This window comes from Petrotoga sp. 8T1HF07.NaAc.6.1, from assembly GCF_016772115.1.
Classification (GTDB): domain Bacteria; phylum Thermotogota; class Thermotogae; order Petrotogales; family Petrotogaceae; genus Petrotoga; species Petrotoga mobilis.
In genome coordinates, this window is sequence record NZ_AUPG01000001.1 from 114,253 (window position 1) to 130,394 (window position 16,142).

Annotated in this window: 15 protein-coding genes and 1 pseudogene; 10 read left to right on the top strand and 6 right to left on the bottom strand. The window is 34.5% G+C overall.

Annotated features, from left to right (window positions below; all coding sequences use genetic code 11):
• Positions 1–12: 12 nt before the first annotated feature.
• The 6 genes from NAAC61_RS00570 (at position 13) to rnr (ending at position 5,656) form a co-directional block, all read left to right on the top strand.
• Positions 13–369, top strand: coding sequence for an RnfABCDGE type electron transport complex subunit B (locus NAAC61_RS00570; RefSeq protein WP_012208794.1), 357 nt, complete (start codon positions 13–15; stop codon positions 367–369).
• Positions 370–384: 15 nt separating this feature from the next.
• Positions 385–624 carry a hypothetical protein gene (locus NAAC61_RS00575; protein WP_103064957.1) on the top strand — a complete coding sequence of 80 codons (240 nt, stop codon included), beginning with the start codon at positions 385–387 and terminating at the stop codon, positions 622–624.
• A gap of 61 nt (positions 625–685) precedes the next feature.
• Positions 686–1,750 carry an alanine/ornithine racemase family PLP-dependent enzyme gene (locus tag NAAC61_RS00580; RefSeq protein WP_202694927.1) on the top strand — a complete coding sequence of 355 codons (1,065 nt, stop codon included), beginning with the start codon at positions 686–688 and terminating at the stop codon, positions 1,748–1,750.
• Positions 1,751–1,833: 83 nt separating this feature from the next.
• Complete coding sequence (locus tag NAAC61_RS10935; protein WP_273542551.1) at positions 1,834–1,959, top strand: hypothetical protein; 126 nt, start codon at positions 1,834–1,836, stop codon at positions 1,957–1,959.
• Between the two features lie 13 nt (positions 1,960–1,972).
• The gene (gene dnaB, locus NAAC61_RS00585; protein WP_202694928.1) at positions 1,973–3,343 is read left to right on the top strand and encodes a replicative DNA helicase; all 1,371 of its coding nucleotides are present in this window, start codon (positions 1,973–1,975) and stop codon (positions 3,341–3,343) included.
• Positions 3,344–3,442: 99 nt separating this feature from the next.
• Positions 3,443–5,656 carry a ribonuclease R gene (rnr, locus tag NAAC61_RS00590; RefSeq protein ID WP_202694929.1) on the top strand — a complete coding sequence of 738 codons (2,214 nt, stop codon included), beginning with the start codon at positions 3,443–3,445 and terminating at the stop codon, positions 5,654–5,656.
• 1 nt (position 5,657) lies between these two features.
• Here the strand turns inward: rnr and murB are convergent, their stop codons facing one another.
• The 4 genes and pseudogenes from murB to NAAC61_RS11265 all read right to left on the bottom strand — a co-directional run bounded on the left by murB (position 5,658) and on the right by NAAC61_RS11265 (position 9,831).
• On the bottom strand, positions 5,658–6,578 hold the full coding sequence (gene murB / locus NAAC61_RS00595) for a UDP-N-acetylmuramate dehydrogenase (RefSeq protein WP_202694930.1): 921 nt from the start codon (positions 6,576–6,578) through the stop codon (positions 5,658–5,660).
• A gap of 16 nt (positions 6,579–6,594) precedes the next feature.
• Entirely contained in the window at positions 6,595–7,542 is a 948-nt protein-coding gene (locus NAAC61_RS00600; protein WP_202694931.1) for a sulfotransferase, read from the bottom strand.
• 20 nt (positions 7,543–7,562) lie between these two features.
• The gene (locus NAAC61_RS00605; protein WP_202694932.1) at positions 7,563–8,159 is read right to left on the bottom strand and encodes an HAD family hydrolase; all 597 of its coding nucleotides are present in this window, start codon (positions 8,157–8,159) and stop codon (positions 7,563–7,565) included.
• Between the two features lie 95 nt (positions 8,160–8,254).
• Positions 8,255–9,831, bottom strand: a pseudogene (locus NAAC61_RS11265) (bifunctional aspartate carbamoyltransferase catalytic subunit/aspartate carbamoyltransferase regulatory subunit).
• 253 nt (positions 9,832–10,084) lie between these two features.
• On the opposite strand from NAAC61_RS11265, the gene NAAC61_RS00615 reads away from it, so the two are divergent.
• Genes NAAC61_RS00615 through NAAC61_RS00625 form a run of 3 tightly spaced genes read left to right on the top strand, consistent with a single transcriptional unit; the run spans position 10,085 to position 13,430 of the window.
• Entirely contained in the window at positions 10,085–11,977 is a 1,893-nt protein-coding gene (locus NAAC61_RS00615; protein ID WP_012208803.1) for a ribonucleoside triphosphate reductase, read from the top strand.
• Positions 11,974–12,615, top strand: coding sequence for an anaerobic ribonucleoside-triphosphate reductase activating protein (locus tag NAAC61_RS00620; RefSeq protein WP_012208804.1), 642 nt, complete (start codon positions 11,974–11,976; stop codon positions 12,613–12,615). The genes NAAC61_RS00615 and NAAC61_RS00620 overlap by 4 nt, the downstream gene beginning before the upstream one ends.
• A 44-nt stretch (positions 12,616–12,659) precedes the next feature.
• A complete protein-coding gene (locus tag NAAC61_RS00625) occupies positions 12,660–13,430 on the top strand; it encodes a fumarylacetoacetate hydrolase family protein (RefSeq protein ID WP_012208805.1) in 771 nt (256 codons plus the stop codon).
• A gap of 25 nt (positions 13,431–13,455) precedes the next feature.
• Here the strand turns inward: NAAC61_RS00625 and NAAC61_RS00630 are convergent, their stop codons facing one another.
• Positions 13,456–13,704 carry a DUF5320 domain-containing protein gene (locus tag NAAC61_RS00630; RefSeq protein ID WP_041534070.1) on the bottom strand — a complete coding sequence of 83 codons (249 nt, stop codon included), beginning with the start codon at positions 13,702–13,704 and terminating at the stop codon, positions 13,456–13,458.
• A 129-nt stretch (positions 13,705–13,833) separates the two neighbouring features.
• On the opposite strand from NAAC61_RS00630, the gene NAAC61_RS00635 reads away from it, so the two are divergent.
• Entirely contained in the window at positions 13,834–15,171 is a 1,338-nt protein-coding gene (locus NAAC61_RS00635) for an alkaline phosphatase family protein (protein WP_121514999.1), read from the top strand.
• A 2-nt stretch (positions 15,172–15,173) separates the two neighbouring features.
• Here the strand turns inward: NAAC61_RS00635 and NAAC61_RS00640 are convergent, their stop codons facing one another.
• Positions 15,174–15,914 carry a sulfite exporter TauE/SafE family protein gene (locus NAAC61_RS00640; protein WP_202694933.1) on the bottom strand — a complete coding sequence of 247 codons (741 nt, stop codon included), beginning with the start codon at positions 15,912–15,914 and terminating at the stop codon, positions 15,174–15,176.
• Positions 15,915–16,142 lie beyond the last annotated feature (228 nt).

Sequence of the window (16,142 nt, forward strand, 5' to 3'; positions counted from 1 at the left end):
GTGTTTTTTGCAGTGCTCACAATAGTTTATTCGGTGTTATTATTAGGGATTTTAGGGTTTGCTTCCGGTACTTTTTTAGCATTTGCTGCAAAAAAATTTGAAGTAAAGGAAGATCCAAGAGAAGCTATTGTTAAAGCCGTATTGCCAGGTAATGACTGTGGATCTTGTGGTTATCCTGGATGTGCAGCCTTCGCAAAGGCGTTTGTCAAAGGTGAGGTTGGAAAAGACGGTTGTGTTCCTGGCAAATCTCAAGGTGTCCCAGAACTTTTGGAGAAAATATCTAAGATGTCTGTTGACGAATTGAACAAAATATATGAAGAAAGCGGGGAAGACGATTCTAAAATTTTAAAAGTACTAAAACAGAATTAAAAAGGGGGGATCAAATTGATCGATCCTATATCCTCTCAACAATACAAGCCACTTTATCTAAGTAGTTTTGATTATGGAAGTGATCAACTTCCTCACACGAGTAGTCAAAACATTAACCAGAGTCCTACAATGTCCAAGGAAGAGATGGAAAAACTTTTATCTTTTGTAATTTACAAACAAACTGGAATTTCGATGAAATTAGTTAGAACCGTTGGTGAACTGTATCAGGGTCAAAATTTAGACGTTTTAACGTAAGTAAAATTTTCATAATTGCGGGCCAAGATTGCCCGCAATTTTAAATAAAGGAGGATTTTCCTTGTATCCAAAGGTTTACGCTTACTTAGAAAGGATTCAAGAAAATGCAAGATTTTTAAAATCATTGTGTGATGATTCAGGTGTAGAAATGGTAGGTGTCACTAAAGTAGTTTGTGGTGAACCTACAATTGCTCGTGCACTTAAAGAATCTGGAATTGAAATACTGGGTGATTCAAGGATTCAAAACATAAAGAAAATGAGTAATTCTGGTATAAAAGGACCTTTTATGTTACTTCGAATACCTATGATTTCTGAACTTGATGACGTCGCAAATTATGTTGATTATACTTTAGTGAGTGACTTAGAAATCACTAAGAGATTGGGGAACGTTTCTTCTAAGTTCAACAAGAGATCTAAAGTCATCTATATGGTTGACGTTGGAGATCTAAGAGAAGGAGTTTGGTTTGAAAAAGCTGTTTCTGAAATTTCAAAAGCCCTTGATATAGAAGGAATAGAGATTGTTGGAATAGGAACAAACTTAGGGTGTTTTGGTGGAGTAATCCCCGATGAGACTAATATGGGAAGGCTTGTTAAAATAAAAGAAGAAATCCAAAAAGAAACGGGAAGAACTCTAGATATAATCTCCGGTGGAAATACCGCTGCCTTACCTTTAATTGAAAAAGGAAGTTTACCAAAGGGTATAAACCAATTTAGATTGGGGGAATCAATCATCTGTGGAACGGACGCAACCAACAACCGCAACGTTCCAGGTGCAAGGCAGGATACGATAATCTTGGAAGCAGAAATTGTGGAATTAAAAGAAAAACCTTCCGTCCCATATGGCAACATCGGTTATGATTCGTTTGGTCGTAAACCAACATTTGAAGACAAAGGCAATAGAATAAAAGGCATTTTAGCGGTAGGGGAACAAGATGTTGATCCTACTAGCATGCATCCGTTGGACGACGATATTGAAATACTCCATGCAAGTAGTGATCATACGATCGTAGACTTAACTGAATCTAAAGTGAGGTATAAAGTAGGGGATAAGATAAGATTTAGGCTAGGTTACTCCTCTGTTTTGAGGGCTTTTACAAGTCCTTATGTTGAAAAGGTGATACTTTAATGTTTGCTTTTATAAACACTCTTTTTGTAATATCAATGATCCTTTTTATAATTTCAACGGTATTTTTATGGAGATCTGCTAAAATGATAAGAAACGGTAGTAAAAGTTCTGATGAAGACGTAAAAAAAATGGACAAAAATGGACTGTTAGGCCTTTTGATAAGTGTGGGAATTTTTGTATTATCTTATTTTTTGAGCTTATTAGTTTGAGAGGTGGATACAAATGGAACTTACTTCTTTTACCCCTCCTAATAGTAAAGAAGCCGAAGAGTCGGTCATAGGCAGCATCTTTTTAGACCCTTCCATACTTCCTGACGTAATCGAAGAGGTAAGATGGGAAGACTTCTACTACGAAAATAATAAGATAATATTTAAAGTTATGGAAGAGCTTTTTGACAAAGGGGAACCTGTTGATACCGTATCTGTTATTGAAAAACTGAGAGAGTCCAACCTTTTACAGAAAATCGGTGGAGAAGATACAATAATTTATTTAGCTCAGGTTGTCCCAACAACGGCTAATGTGATGTATTATACCCAAATTGTAAAAGAGAAAGCCCTTTTAAGAGCTTTAATAAACGCATCTTCGGAGATAGTTGATGCCGTAAGAAATATTGGAGATGCCCAAGAGGTTTTAGAATATGCTGAAAAGAGAATATTTTCCATAGCCGAGGCCCGTGCAACCAGAACGTACGATCTTTTATCCAACGTAATGCATGATGTTTTTGAACAAATAGAAGAATTGAAAAACAGAGCTCAAAAGGGCGAGGGTGATCTCGTTACCGGAGTTTCTACTGGATTTAAATCTTTGGATAGGATGACTTCAGGATTTCATAGATCTGAGTTAATTATCATCGCCGCTAGACCATCCATGGGTAAAACTTCTTTTGCCGCAAATATTGCTACTAACATGGCTTTACAGGCAAATATTGCCGTAGCAATCTTTAGTTTAGAGATGTCGAAAGAACAGTTAGCTAACAGAATTTTATGTTCTGAAGCAAAGGTTGATTTACACAAGGTTAGGACTGGACAAATTTCTGATGAAGAGTGGGAAAAATTAGTGCAAAAAGCAGGAGAATTATCAAAGTCAAGACTTATCTTTGACGACGAACCAGATTTAACTCCTAGAATGCTGAGGGCTAAAGCAAGGAGAATGAAAAGAGAATATGGCATAGAAGTAATTTTTATCGATTACTTACAATTGATGACTTCTAGATCTAAAGGTTATGAGAGCAGACAACAAGAAATAACAGAGATATCAAGATCCTTGAAATTGCTCGCTAGAGAGTTAAATATCACCGTCGTTGCTTTGTCTCAACTCTCCCGTGCAGTTGAGCAAAGAGAAGATAAAAGGCCTCGATTAAGTGATCTCAGAGAATCAGGAGCAATTGAGCAGGATGCCGACCTCGTTATGTTTTTGTACAGAGATTCATATTACAAAAGAAAAAAAGATGAGCCTGGAAAAGATTCTTTAAATGATGAACATGAAGCAGAACTTATTCTAGGTAAGCAAAGAAACGGACCAGTTGGAACCATAAAACTAACTTTCAATCCTAAACTTGCAACTTTTTACGCCGCTGATAGAGGATATCAGTAAGTTTAAAAATAAGATTCTGATTTAAAAGGGTTACAGGGGCGCTGAAACAAGTTTTAGCTTTTTTAAAAAGTATAATAATATATTGAAGGGAGGCTAAATATGAATGAAGACAACTTAGAAAAACAAATATTAGAAATAATAGATAAAAAGCCTATGATACAAAAAGAACTATATGAAAATCTAAATGCATTTCAAAAATCGGAAAAGGCTAACATTAGAAGAACCTTAAACAAACTCCTAAGTGAGGGTAAAATAATTAAAGATTCACAAAACAGATACAGAAAATTAGATGAAAACATGGCTATTGGAACTATTGAATTCACAAAGAGTGGAAATATGGCATTTGTACAATGCCCAGATGGAAGCGAAATTGCTGTAAAGGTTGAAAATTCTGGAATCAGTTTGCATAAAGATTTAGTTTTAGTCGAAACAATTGGCAAATGGCGGGATTTAAAAGAAGGTAGGGTAGTTAGAATATTAAAAAGAGGGTTAAAATATGTAGTAGGTGAGTTCGTAAGAAAAGGGATCTTTGGATTCGTTATACCCATTGATGGAAAAATAAACACCGATTTTTACGTAGCCCCAGAAAGTATAGGAAAAGCTAAGAATGGTCAAATAGTGAAAGCCCAGATAACAAAATATCAATCTCCCACGAAAAAGCCAGAGGTCGAGATAGTAGATGTCCTTGGTGACAAAGATGACCCTTCCATAGATTTGCCTATAGTGATCTTCAAGCATGATTTACCTGAGCCAGGTTACTTCCCTCCAAAAGTGGTACAAGAGGCTAAAGAACTTCCAAATAAACTTTCTGAAAATGAAATTAAGGGAAGAAAAGATTTTAGAAAAGAAACTATATTTACTATCGATGGTGATACGGCAAAAGATTTTGATGATGCCATTGGTATAAAAAAGTTAGATAACGGTAATTATTTACTCGGGGTACATATAGCAGATGTATCTCATTATGTAAAAAATAACAGTGCTCTTGATAGAGAGGCATACAAACGAGGTACAAGCGTTTACTTAATCGACACCGTTATCCCAATGCTTCCCTTTGAGTTATCCAACTGGATATGTTCTTTGGTTGAAGGTGAAGATAGATTGACAATGTCCCTACTAATGGAAATTGACCCTTATGGAAACTTGGTAAACTCAAAAATATATAATGGAGTGATAAGAAGTACCAAAAGATTGACCTATAGAAAAGTTAATGAACTCCTATCTGACAATTGTAGTGAAGAAGTAAAAAAAGAAATAGGCTTTTTAAAGCCAGATCTTGAGATGATGAAAGAACTGATGGAAATACTTGGTGCAAAAAGAAAAGAAAGAGGCTCGATAATTGACATTGAAAGCAACGAAGTATACTTTGAATTCGATGAAAAAGGCTATGTAAAGGATATCATCCCTGTGGAAAGAGGCATATCGGAAGAAATGATCGAAGAGTTCATGGTTTTGGCCAACGAAACAGTTGCTTCATACTTTGATGTTCAAGGCTTACCTTTTATATATAGAATCCACGAAAATCCGGATCCTGATGTATTGCTTCAGTTGCGAAATTATCTAGATATGTTGGGAATAAATGTAAAGTTTCCTCAAAATATTCATCCGAAGGTCCTACAGGAAATATTGGAAAAAACAAAGAATCATCCTTTAAGTAAAAATATTCAGATGATGCTTGTTAGGTCCATGAAGAGGGCGTTGTACTCTGAGGAAAACGTGGGACATTTTGGCCTTGCTTCATCATCCTATACACATTTCACATCACCAATAAGAAGATACCCTGACTTAGTGGTTCATAGATTGTTGAAAGAGTTCATCAAACATAAAGGAACCCTTTCAAAGAAAGAAATAAAGAAGTATTCTGAAATGCTTCCTGAAATAGCTAAAAATTCCTCTGAAATGGAAAGGGTCGCAGACCAAGCTGAGTGGGATCTAATAGATATGAAAAAAGTTGAATACATTTCAAGACATATAGGAGAAGTCTTTTGGGTTTACATAACAGGCGTCACGCGATTTGGCTTATTCGTAGAAATCCCCCAAAAAATGATAAATGGATTGATACATATATCAGAGCTGAGTGATGATTATTACATTTACGATGAACGTGACAATACGTTGAAAGGTGAAAGAACCGGCAATGTTTATAGGATCGGAGATAAGTTACAAGCCAAGGTGGTAAGAGCGGATAAAATTAGAACTGAAGTAGATTTTGTTCCATATACGGAAGATAATTTTGAAAAATTGAAAAAGGAACATCCTCATGCCAAAATAAAAGTTAACAAAAAAAATAAGAAAAAAAAGAAAAAATCGTAATTCATTCCCAAATCTCTGGTTCAACCTGTAGATCGACGTTGTATTTATCTTTTACAATACGTTTTACATACTCAATTAATAAAATCACATCGTTGAAAGTAGCGTTACCTTTGTTGATTATGAAACCTGCATGTTTTGTTGATATTTGAGCTTCGCCTATAGAAAAGCCTTTTAATCCTAAATTTTCTATCGTAGTACCCACAAAAAAATCTGGTTTTGGGCGTTTGAATATACTTCCCGCAGATGGTAAATCGATTGGTTGTTTCTCCCATCTGCGGATTGAAAAATCTATCAATTTACTTTTGATCCTTTTAAGGTCATCTTTTTTTAGTAAGAATTTAGTGGATAGAAGAACGAAAGAACCTTTCTGGAGAATACTGGTTCTATAACCAAACTCTAAATCACATTTATTTAAAGTCTTGATTTTTCCATCCTTTAAATCGAGTACCGTTGTTTCCACAACGACATCCTTCATCTCACCATCGTAGGCTCCTGCGTTCATGTAAACTCCACCGCCTACACTTCCTGGAATACCACAAGCAAATTCAAGTCCAGAGTATCCATCTTCTGATAGCAAAAAAGAAAGAGTAGATAAAGACACTCCGCTCTGTGCTTCTACAATCAAATCCATATTATTTTTTTCTTCAAAATTCATTTTATTTAAGTATTTCGTGGAAAGTACCACAAATTTTAAAGGCTCATCACTTACGATGAGGTTGGTTCCTTGACCTATAATTCTGAAAGGAATGCTCCTTTTAACTAATTGCGATAAAGCATTTATAAAAGCATTTAGAGTTTTTGGAAATAATATATATGGAACAAGTCCACCTATTCTAAAACTCGTATAATATTTGAGAAATTCATTTTGCTTAATATCGCATCCTTCTGCGTACAAGCTGAGTTTAAGATCTTCTGAAATCATTTAATACCCCTATAAATTAGGCATACTCTTCTTTATAATTCGAATTCAACTTTTCTAACCACTCGGGTTCCTTTCCATAACCAAACATATCCATCAAATTCCCACAATGTTTTTGAAGTATCTGAGCCCTCTTTTTGTCCCAATTTTTCCAATGTGGTATCTTATACTCATCCGACGCAGAGTTTATTTTCTTCTTTAGGAAAGAAGGCTCAAAAGTATACTTTCTACTGAATCCATCGTCAAACTTCGTGGAAAATTCCAATAGATCCATAAAATTTTTTTCTCTTTCCTCGCTGAGAAACAAATCTTCGTAGCGATATAACTTGAAATTATTTTTATTTTTCATAGATTCCAATACCAAGGTATTCAGTTTATTATAATACCAGGCAAACTTTTCAAATTTGCTCATACTATTCCATTTCGTCGAGTAAGGATCATCTTTGAAATGGAAAGCTCTCATGCTCATTCCCAAAAATGAAAAATCAACTTTACTATACAATAAATAAACAGGAGAACTTATGGCTGAACGGATCCATGTTCTTGGATCCCTTATAATAAACACGACTTTACTATTGGGAAAGACATCTCCCAATAGATCTATAACTCCGTGAAGATGGTTACTTGATTCGACGTATAAGCTTTCTTTTGTTTCTTCCAAAATCTGTTTTCTCAAACCTTTTATATACTCTTTAGTTTTTTCATCTGTTATTTTTCCTCTTCTCCTGTAAGTACTCAACTTGCACATGGATTTGGAAGGTAAAAACTGCCCCACGGTCATTTGATAAAAACCGAACCTTTTTATATCATCACTCCATTTTTTTAGATCTTTAATAAACACATTTGCAGGTTCATGGACCGCATAACAATCTTCAACCATTTTTGATAAACTTTTTGCTAGGAATCTCGTACCTGTCCTTCCGGTTGAAGTGATAAATACACAATGTTTATCAAAAACATTATCCACTTCATTGCCTCCTTTCACAATTATAAGGCTCCTATTCTTTTTAACAATTCTCTCAAGGATTCAGGATCCGTATATAATATACCTTTAATTCCAACTTCTTCGGAAGCCATTATGTTCTCAACAATATCATCCACAAAAAAAGTTTCTTCTGGTTTCAAATTATACCTATTAAGCAAAAGTTGATAAATTTCCTTTTCGGGTTTCAATAGCTTCTCTTTGTAGGAAATAATCATTCCATCAAAGATATCGAAAAAAGAGTATTTCCCTCTTATATAATTGAAGGCCTCTTCATGAAAATTAGACAATATGAAAAGTTTGTTGTTTTCTTTCAATTCAGGTAGAATTTCTATGTTTTCAGTTATGGGATGAAGATAATTCTTCCAGTCTTTGAGCAATATATCTATTTCTTCTTTTAAATCAGGATTTTTCTCGATGAAAATCTTTTTGGCTTCCTCAAAAGACAAGGTTCCCCTATCCAATTCTTTCCATATGCTTGTTTTAAAAACAGCCTCTTTTAACTTCCTTTTTATAAGCGGATCTTTGAAAAAACCATCTAAAATCTCATCAGGATCGAATTTAAAAAGGACATTTCCCAAATCAAAAACGATATTTCTCAAAAAAATCCCCCTTCTTTAGTCTCTACCCTTCGACTAAATTTTATCACAAAAATATTAAAAGATTAAAAACAAAGATAAAAAAAGATTTTTTACTATTAAAAGCGCCATATTTCTTCAAAGGTATGAGGGGTTTCACAATATTCACATATTAACTCATTCTCCTCATTTCTAATGAAAGAGACCTGTACGTTTTCGTTGTTTTGAGGGTTGGTTATACAGTTTTCATTTTTACACCTTAACTCTTCGAAACCGTATATAATAGGCGGTAAAGAAATTCTGTATTTTTCTTTTACTCTTCCACCTTCAATAATATTCACAGTTGTATTTGGAGATATAGCTGAAAGCTTTTTTATTTCTTTCTTTGATAGATGAACGTCGGGCAAACTGATATAACCCTTTAATCTACCATCGGCTGATCTAAATATTCCGTCTGCACTATCAATATTATAAAACTTCAAAATCTTCCTAATCTTCATGATAGTCTCATATATCTTTTCCGACTTTTGCCCTTTGGCTATGTGATCTATTACCGTCCCATTTTCAATCGGCTTGATCCCTCTTTTTCCTTCGCTCAACAACCCTTTTTTACCATCCTTTATCGGAGCAGGGATAATGAAATCCTCTTCATTAATTTCAACATTCTTTCTTGAGGTATCAAAGGGAGCAGTCAATGCACCACCAAACATAGAAAGTAAGATTATCCTTGTCCAATATCCGTTTATTGCTTGTTTTTCCCAGCCGTTAAGCGGTAAGGGATCTAAAAAGGTTGGGATAGTGGGGTAAGTTTTATGACGAGGGAGGGGGTGATAAAATTTTACGTTTTCGGAAATAAGGGGGAGAAATTCTTTTGTAAAAGTCACACTTTTTCTCAAAATATGTTCTTTTTCTAGAATATCTTCACCCATTCGTTCTAATTGAAGCCTTGTGAAATACCAAATGTTCGCTTTTTTACCTTGTTTTAGGTACTCTTCTATGGAAGAAAAGATTCTAACGTTGTACCCTTTTTGCTTCATTTTGCTAATATAGTGTTTTGGCATCTGTAATTCTTCCGGGGCTATCAAATCAACCTCAACATTTTTAAATATTTTTAAACCCTCCACTTTGGAATGGACCGTTCTTCCATGAAGAAGATCCCCAATAAGGCTATATGAATGTACTCGTTGCTGAAATCCATCTGTTCTAAAAATGTGAATTCATCTAATATCTCTTGAGTAGGATGCTCGTGCTTACCATCTCCGGCGTTTATAAAAGAAGGATGTGGTAGGTTATGCCTTGAAGCAAATTCTGATACCTTTTCGTCTAATAACTTACATGTACCTTCCAGTTTTGATCTGATAATGAATATAGAATAATCCGAATAGCCCGTTAACATATTGAAGGTATCTATATAACTTTCATTTTTATTAAACGAGGAGTGTTCTGATTCGAAGATGTTGATTTTAGCGTTTTTGTGGAATTTAGAAGCATTAATGAAGGATTCTTTGGTTCTGGTACTTGATTCGAGGAATACTATATAAATACCTGTTTGATTTTTTATTTGAAACTCAGTAAGATCTTCTTTATTTGCCCATTTTGCTTTTAGCCTTTTTGTTTGGTTGTAAAGAAATAACTGCTCTTCAACCGTTAAATCATTCATAACCGTTAAACTTCTCCCTAAAAAATCATTTTTCATAAGAATCCCTCCCAAGTAATTTCTCTTCTACTCTCTCTAAAATTCTAAAGCCTCTTTTAGTACCCCTTCGCCCTGTGGCCCCCCCAAATTTCTTATGAGTCTAAGTAAAATTACTTTTTGTATTATACCATTTTTTTGTAAGATAAACAACATTGACAAATACAATATACAGTGGTATGATATAAAATATAACACAATAAATTGAGTCTTTTGTAAAACATTTTGACATTTAACTATAAGGGGGTTGAAAAATATGGATTTAGATTCTATCAAAGACAGTTTGTTGTTGAAACCAGTAACTATAAATAAACGCCAAGAAGGAGAATTAAGGAAAGAAAATTTAATTAAAGAACAAAAAAAACGCAGTGTAGAGAATTATTCAAATGCAGAAAAAATGAGTTTTGATGTAAGGAAAACGATAAATGAATATATCGAAATGAAAGACTGGCGAACCAACGAAAATTCAAACACTACTTATTCTTATCCGGGTTTGTACTTACACTTAGCTGGGAGCGCTTTAGCAAATTATGTGTTAAACGAAATATACCCTTCAGAAATATCACAGGCTCATTCATCAGGTGCTTTACATATTCATGACTTATCCCATGGTATAGTCGCTTACTGTGCCGGATGGTCACTTATGGATCTAATAAAGAAAGGTTTTGGGGGTGTAGAAGGGAAAATCAATGCCAAGCCTGCCAAACACCTTTCCGCCTTAACTGGACAAATGGTGAATTTTTTGGGTGTTATGCAAATGGAATTTGCAGGTGCCCAGGCTTTTAACTCTGTAGACACTTTGCTCGCACCCTTTGTAAGAGCGGATAAATTAAGTTATGATGAGGTGAAACAGTTCATTCAACAAATGGTCTTCGCAATGAACGTACCTTCTAGATGGGGATCGCAACCACCTTTTATAAACTTTACACTTGATTGGACAGTTCCTGATGATCTAAAAAACGAACCTGCAATTGTTGGCGGAAAGGAAATTGGAGTATATGGAGATTATCAAAAAGAGATGAATATGGTGAACAAAGCCTTCTTAGAAACTATGCTTGAAGGAGATGCAAATGGCAGAATTTTTTCTTTCCCCATCCCAACTTACAATATTACCAAAGAGTTCGATTGGGAAGGTGAAAATGTCGATTTATTGATGGAAGCTACAGCCAAATATGGGTTACCCTACTTCCAAAACTTCATCTCAAGTTCATTGAACCCGGGCGATGTAAGAAGTATGTGCTGCAGGTTACAACTCGATCTAAGGGAATTAAAAAATAGAGGTGGGGGCCTTTTTGGCTCAGCAGACAAAACAGGTTCCATAGGTGTAGTAACAATCAATCTTCCTCGAATAGGATATATATCTAAAACTAAAGAAGAATATTTTGAAAACTTAAAATCAATGATGGATTTGGCTAAAACTTCTTTAGAAATAAAAAGATACGTGATAGAAGAAAATCTTTCCAAAAATCTTATGCCCTATACAAAAGTTTATTTGGGCCATTTCAACAACCATTTTTCAACCATAGGAATAATAGGAATGCATGAGTCACTTTTAAATTTCATGGGGAGAGGTATTGAAACCAACGAAGGAAGAGAATTTGCAATAGAAGTTTTGAATTATATGAGATCAGTTTTGAAAGATTATCAAGAAGAAACTGGAAATTTATACAACCTAGAAGCAACACCTGCAGAAGGAGCATCTTATCGGTTAGCTAAAAAAGACAAACAACTTTATCCTGACATAATAACTTCAGGTGACGATGAACCGTACTACACAAATTCGACATTTTTACCAGTTGGAATCACTGAAGACCCGTTTGAAGTACTTGAGCATCAAGCACCATTACAAACTTTATACACATCCGGTACAGTAGTACATATCTTTTTGCAGGAAAAACCCCAAGCAAGTACTCTAAAAACTTTTATTAAAAAAGCTTTTAGTCAATACCCAGTTCCATATATGACTATAACGCCAACTTTTTCCATTTGCGAAACCCATGGTTACATTGCAGGAGAACATTTTGAATGTCCCATTTGTGGCAAACCTACCGAAGTTTATTCAAGGGTTGTTGGATATTACAGGCCTGTGAAAAGTTGGAATAAAGGAAAGCAACAAGAATTCAAAGAAAGGCTTGAGTACAGAGTATGAAAATCGCATCTATGCAAAAAGTAAGCTTTATTGATTACCCGGACAAAATAGCTGCCGTGCTATTTTGTCCCTATTGTAATCTAAGATGCCCCTATTGCCATAATCCTGAATTAGTTTTTTTCACAGGCAAATTGGTTGACGAAGAAAATATATTTTCTTATTTGAAATCAAGAGTCGGAGTTGTAGAAGGGGTTGTCATCACTGGAGGGGAACCAACTTTACAAAAAGATTTAAGAGATTTTATCATTAAAATAAAAGATATGGGATTTTTAGTAAAGCTTGATACCAATGGTCACAATCCAAAAGTTTTAAATACGGTTATAGATATTGTAGATATGATAGCGATAGACATAAAAACCAGCTGCCAAAAGTATAAAACTATCGGTGGAAATTGTGTTATACTAAAAGAAAGCTTAAATCTACTAAAAGATTTCAAAGGTGATCTGATTTTAAGAACCACACTATACCCACCCATGACAACAAAAGACGATTTAGAAGAAATGAAATCAATTATTCCGGATGATTTAAAATACTCAGATTGGATGTATAATGAATACAGAGACATTAAAACCCTTGAAAAATATATAAAAGAACACAACGAAGTATCTGGTGAAGGGGCGCTATATACAAGGTTTTAGAATTTCTCAAGGCGGTTATCAAAAACAAAAACGGAGGTAAAATTATGAAACTCGTCAGATTTCAAAAAGATGGAAAAATAAGTTACGGCGTTTTGGAAGAAAACATTATAAAAGTTATTAACGGCGATATCTTTGACGAATTCACAGTTACCGATAATATCTATCCGTTCACTGAGGTTACGTTAAAGGCTCCTTGTAATCCTAGCAAGATCGTTTGCGTTGGCTTAAACTATCGAGATCATGCGGCAGAAATGAAGGATAGAATTCCAGAAGAACCGGTTCTCTTCATAAAGCCGTCAACGGCTGTGATTGGGCCAAAAGAAAGTATTATATACCCAAAAATGAGCAATCAAGTAGATTATGAGGCAGAACTGGCAGTTGTAATTAAAGACAAAATCAAAGACATAGAAGAAGACCAAGTAAAAGAACATATCTTAGGATATACTTGCTTTAACGATGTTACCGCCAGGGATTTACAGAAGAAAGATGGACAATGGACACGAGCAAAATCCTTTGATACTTTTGCGCCCTTTGGTCCCACAATTGTAACAGATATTGATCCAAGTAACCTAAATATTCAACTTTTACTCAACGATCAAATCAAGCAAAACTCAAATACTAACCAATTAATCTTTTCTATGGAAAAACTCGTAAGTTTCATATCAAAAATAATGACCTTGAATCCTGGTGATGTAATTGCCACAGGTACACCTTCAGGGGTGGGACCAATGAATGTTGGAGATAAGGTGGCAGTTAAAATAGAGAAAATAGGGATACTAGAAAATTATGTTAGAAACTATGCATCTAGGCTCTGATTATAGATGCAGTGAATAGTTGATATCACTCATCTAAATATCCCAAATTCTTCAATCGTTTTTTAATCGCCTTTATTTCCTCTTCAGTCAATGTTTCAATTTGGTTAGTTGATTTGTTATTCTTTTTGGTTTGCTGGATCTCCTCAGAAGATACCAAATCTCTAAGCACAAACACAACAAACTCTGTAACACTTGAATAACCAGTATTTTCTATTATAGATTTAAGTTTATCATACAATGGTTTTGGTATTTTTAAGGTCACCTTATCAGACATGAAAGTCACTCTCCAAATGATTCTTTTAACTGTATTATATCACGTCGTTTTTGATTAATCAAAGGTTTTTCTTTTTGAAAGATCTTTATGTTATTATTTGTCTATAGCTTCTTTAAAGGAAGTGTCTTAATGAACAAAAAAATCGTAATCATCGGATTAGATTGTGCTTCACCAAATTTAATCTTTGATGAGTTTTTTGATGATTTACCCAATTTAAAAAAAATTATGGAAAATGGAGTTTACAATGCATTAGAGTCGACTATTCCTCCAATAACTGTACCAGCCTGGATGAGCATGTTTACAGGTAAAGATCCTGGTGAGCTTGGAATATACGGCTTTACAAATAGGCAAAATTATGATTATCACTCTTTCTCGTTGGTTTCTTCCAAAAGCGTGAAATATAAAAAATTGTGGGATATTTTTACACAAAAAGGCAAGCAAAACATCGTGATAGGCGTACCGTTGACTTACCCCCCTTCTCCTTTGAAAGGACATATGATTACCGGATTTTTAACGCCCTCTTTTGAATCTAATTATACCTATCCAAAACATTTAAAAAATGAATTACTAGCCAATACAGGGCATTTCATTTTTGATGTAAATGATTTCAGAACCGAAGATAAAGAAAGATTGTTAAAAGATATCTACGAAATGACGGATAATCATTTTAAAATTGCGAATTATTTAGCAAGAAACAAACCCTGGGATTTGTTTGTCATGGTTGAAATGGGGACAGACAGAATTCACCACGGATTTTGGGCTTTGCACGATAAAAAACATCCTAAATATATAAAAAGCAAATTTAATTCAGCTATTAGAGATTATTATATTCACTTAGATAAAAAGATAGGAGAATTTTTGAATGGTATAAAAGGCGATTTCGACGTTATAATAGTATCCGATCACGGCATAAAACCTATGTACGGTGGCATAGCCATTAACGATTGGCTCTTCAAGAAAGGTTATTTGGTTTTAAAAGAGTATCCAAAAAAACCTGTTTCTATAAACAAAGTGATAAGAGAAAAAAAGATAGATTGGAGTAAAACCAAGGTGTGGGGAAATGGTGGCTACCATGGCAAGCTATTTTTTAACATAAAAGGCAGGGAACCTTTGGGAGTAATTGAAAAAAATGAATTAGATAATTTCAAAACTAAACTTATAAAAGAGCTGAAAGACATTAAGAATGAAGATGGCAATGCGATGGATACAAAGGTCTATGAACCCCAAAAAATTTATAATAAGGTAAATAATATTCCCCCCGATTTGATTGTTTACTTTGATGATCTATCTTGGAGATGTCAAGGTAGCATAGGTAATGAAAGCATTTACACACACGATAACGACATTGGTCCTGATGATGCTAATCACGCCAGCCATGGGATTTTTATAAGTAGCAATAAAATGTTAAAAATCAACAAAATTACGGACTTCTTTAATTCAATAGTCTATAATTATTTGTCCGATTGAAATTAAAATACGATCATTCTAATGCTTAGAAAAGTAATAATACAACCGAGAGAAATCATCAACACTTTAGCAGGAATTTTCTTGGTTATCAAAGCGGCGATTGGAGCTGCTAAACTCCCTCCAATAATTAATCCAATAATAACACTCCAATTGAATTGTGATAGCAAGGCAAAGAATGTCACAACTTCAGAAATAGTGACAAAAAACTCGGCAGCATTCACTGAACCTATAGTCTTTCTCGGATTCTTTCCATCAGAAACTAACGTTGATGTGACGATTGGTCCCCATCCTCCACCTCCAATGGCATCAAAAAAACCTCCTAAAAGACCTAAGATTGAATAATGTCTCCTTCTCGTAATTTTCTCTTCGGAATGTTTATGCATGGTGGTAACTTTGTACAATATTCTTATCCCCATAATCAATAAATAGATACCAATGAACGGTTTGATTTTGTCTCCGTCTATATTTGTCAAGATATAAGCCCCCAAAACTCCTCCTACTATACCAGGTATTAAAAGTTTTTTGAAAAGGCTCTTATCAACGTTACCAAGTTTTAGATGAGAAAATCCGGATATAGATGTTGTGAAAATCTCAGCAAAATGAACTGAAGCACTTGAGATAGCGGGAGGTACACCAGCGGATAACAATAAAGCATTTGAAATAGTACCATAAGCCATTCCCAAAGCCCCATCTACGACTTGGGCAAGGAATCCAACGATTATAAAAAACCATAAAGTTTGCAATCTGTATCCCTCCGTCCCATAATTAATACTCCTTATTGAGTATCATACTCCAATTAGAGTGTAATGTCAAGTAAACTTTTAATTTTCAATTAATCCCTTAAAATTCATGCTAAGCCCTTATAATTCCTCATGGGTGGGTGCTAGAGGAAGAGCGCTAAGCAAGTTTTAGAGCTTTAAAAGACAACATAAATAATTTTCTAAAAATGATGTAAAATATATAATGAAAAG

What these genes read in the sequence shown, in the direction of transcription:
- murB (WP_202694930.1), bottom strand. Translation starts at nt 6,578, where the DNA reads ATGATTTCAGAAGATCTTAAACTCAGCTTGTACGCAGAAGGATGCGAT.
- NAAC61_RS00620 (WP_012208804.1), top strand. Translation starts at nt 11,974, where the DNA reads ATGAAAATCGCATCTATGCAAAAAGTAAGCTTTATTGATTACCCGGAC.
- NAAC61_RS00615 (WP_012208803.1), top strand. Translation starts at nt 10,085, where the DNA reads ATGGATTTAGATTCTATCAAAGACAGTTTGTTGTTGAAACCAGTAACT.
- dnaB (WP_202694928.1), top strand. Translation starts at nt 1,973, where the DNA reads ATGGAACTTACTTCTTTTACCCCTCCTAATAGTAAAGAAGCCGAAGAG.
- NAAC61_RS10935 (WP_273542551.1), top strand. Translation starts at nt 1,834, where the DNA reads ATGATAAGAAACGGTAGTAAAAGTTCTGATGAAGACGTAAAAAAAATG.
- rnr (WP_202694929.1), top strand. Translation starts at nt 3,443, where the DNA reads ATGAATGAAGACAACTTAGAAAAACAAATATTAGAAATAATAGATAAA.
- NAAC61_RS00635 (WP_121514999.1), top strand. Translation starts at nt 13,834, where the DNA reads ATGAACAAAAAAATCGTAATCATCGGATTAGATTGTGCTTCACCAAAT.
- NAAC61_RS00625 (WP_012208805.1), top strand. Translation starts at nt 12,660, where the DNA reads ATGAAACTCGTCAGATTTCAAAAAGATGGAAAAATAAGTTACGGCGTT.
- NAAC61_RS00630 (WP_041534070.1), bottom strand. Translation starts at nt 13,704, where the DNA reads ATGTCTGATAAGGTGACCTTAAAAATACCAAAACCATTGTATGATAAA.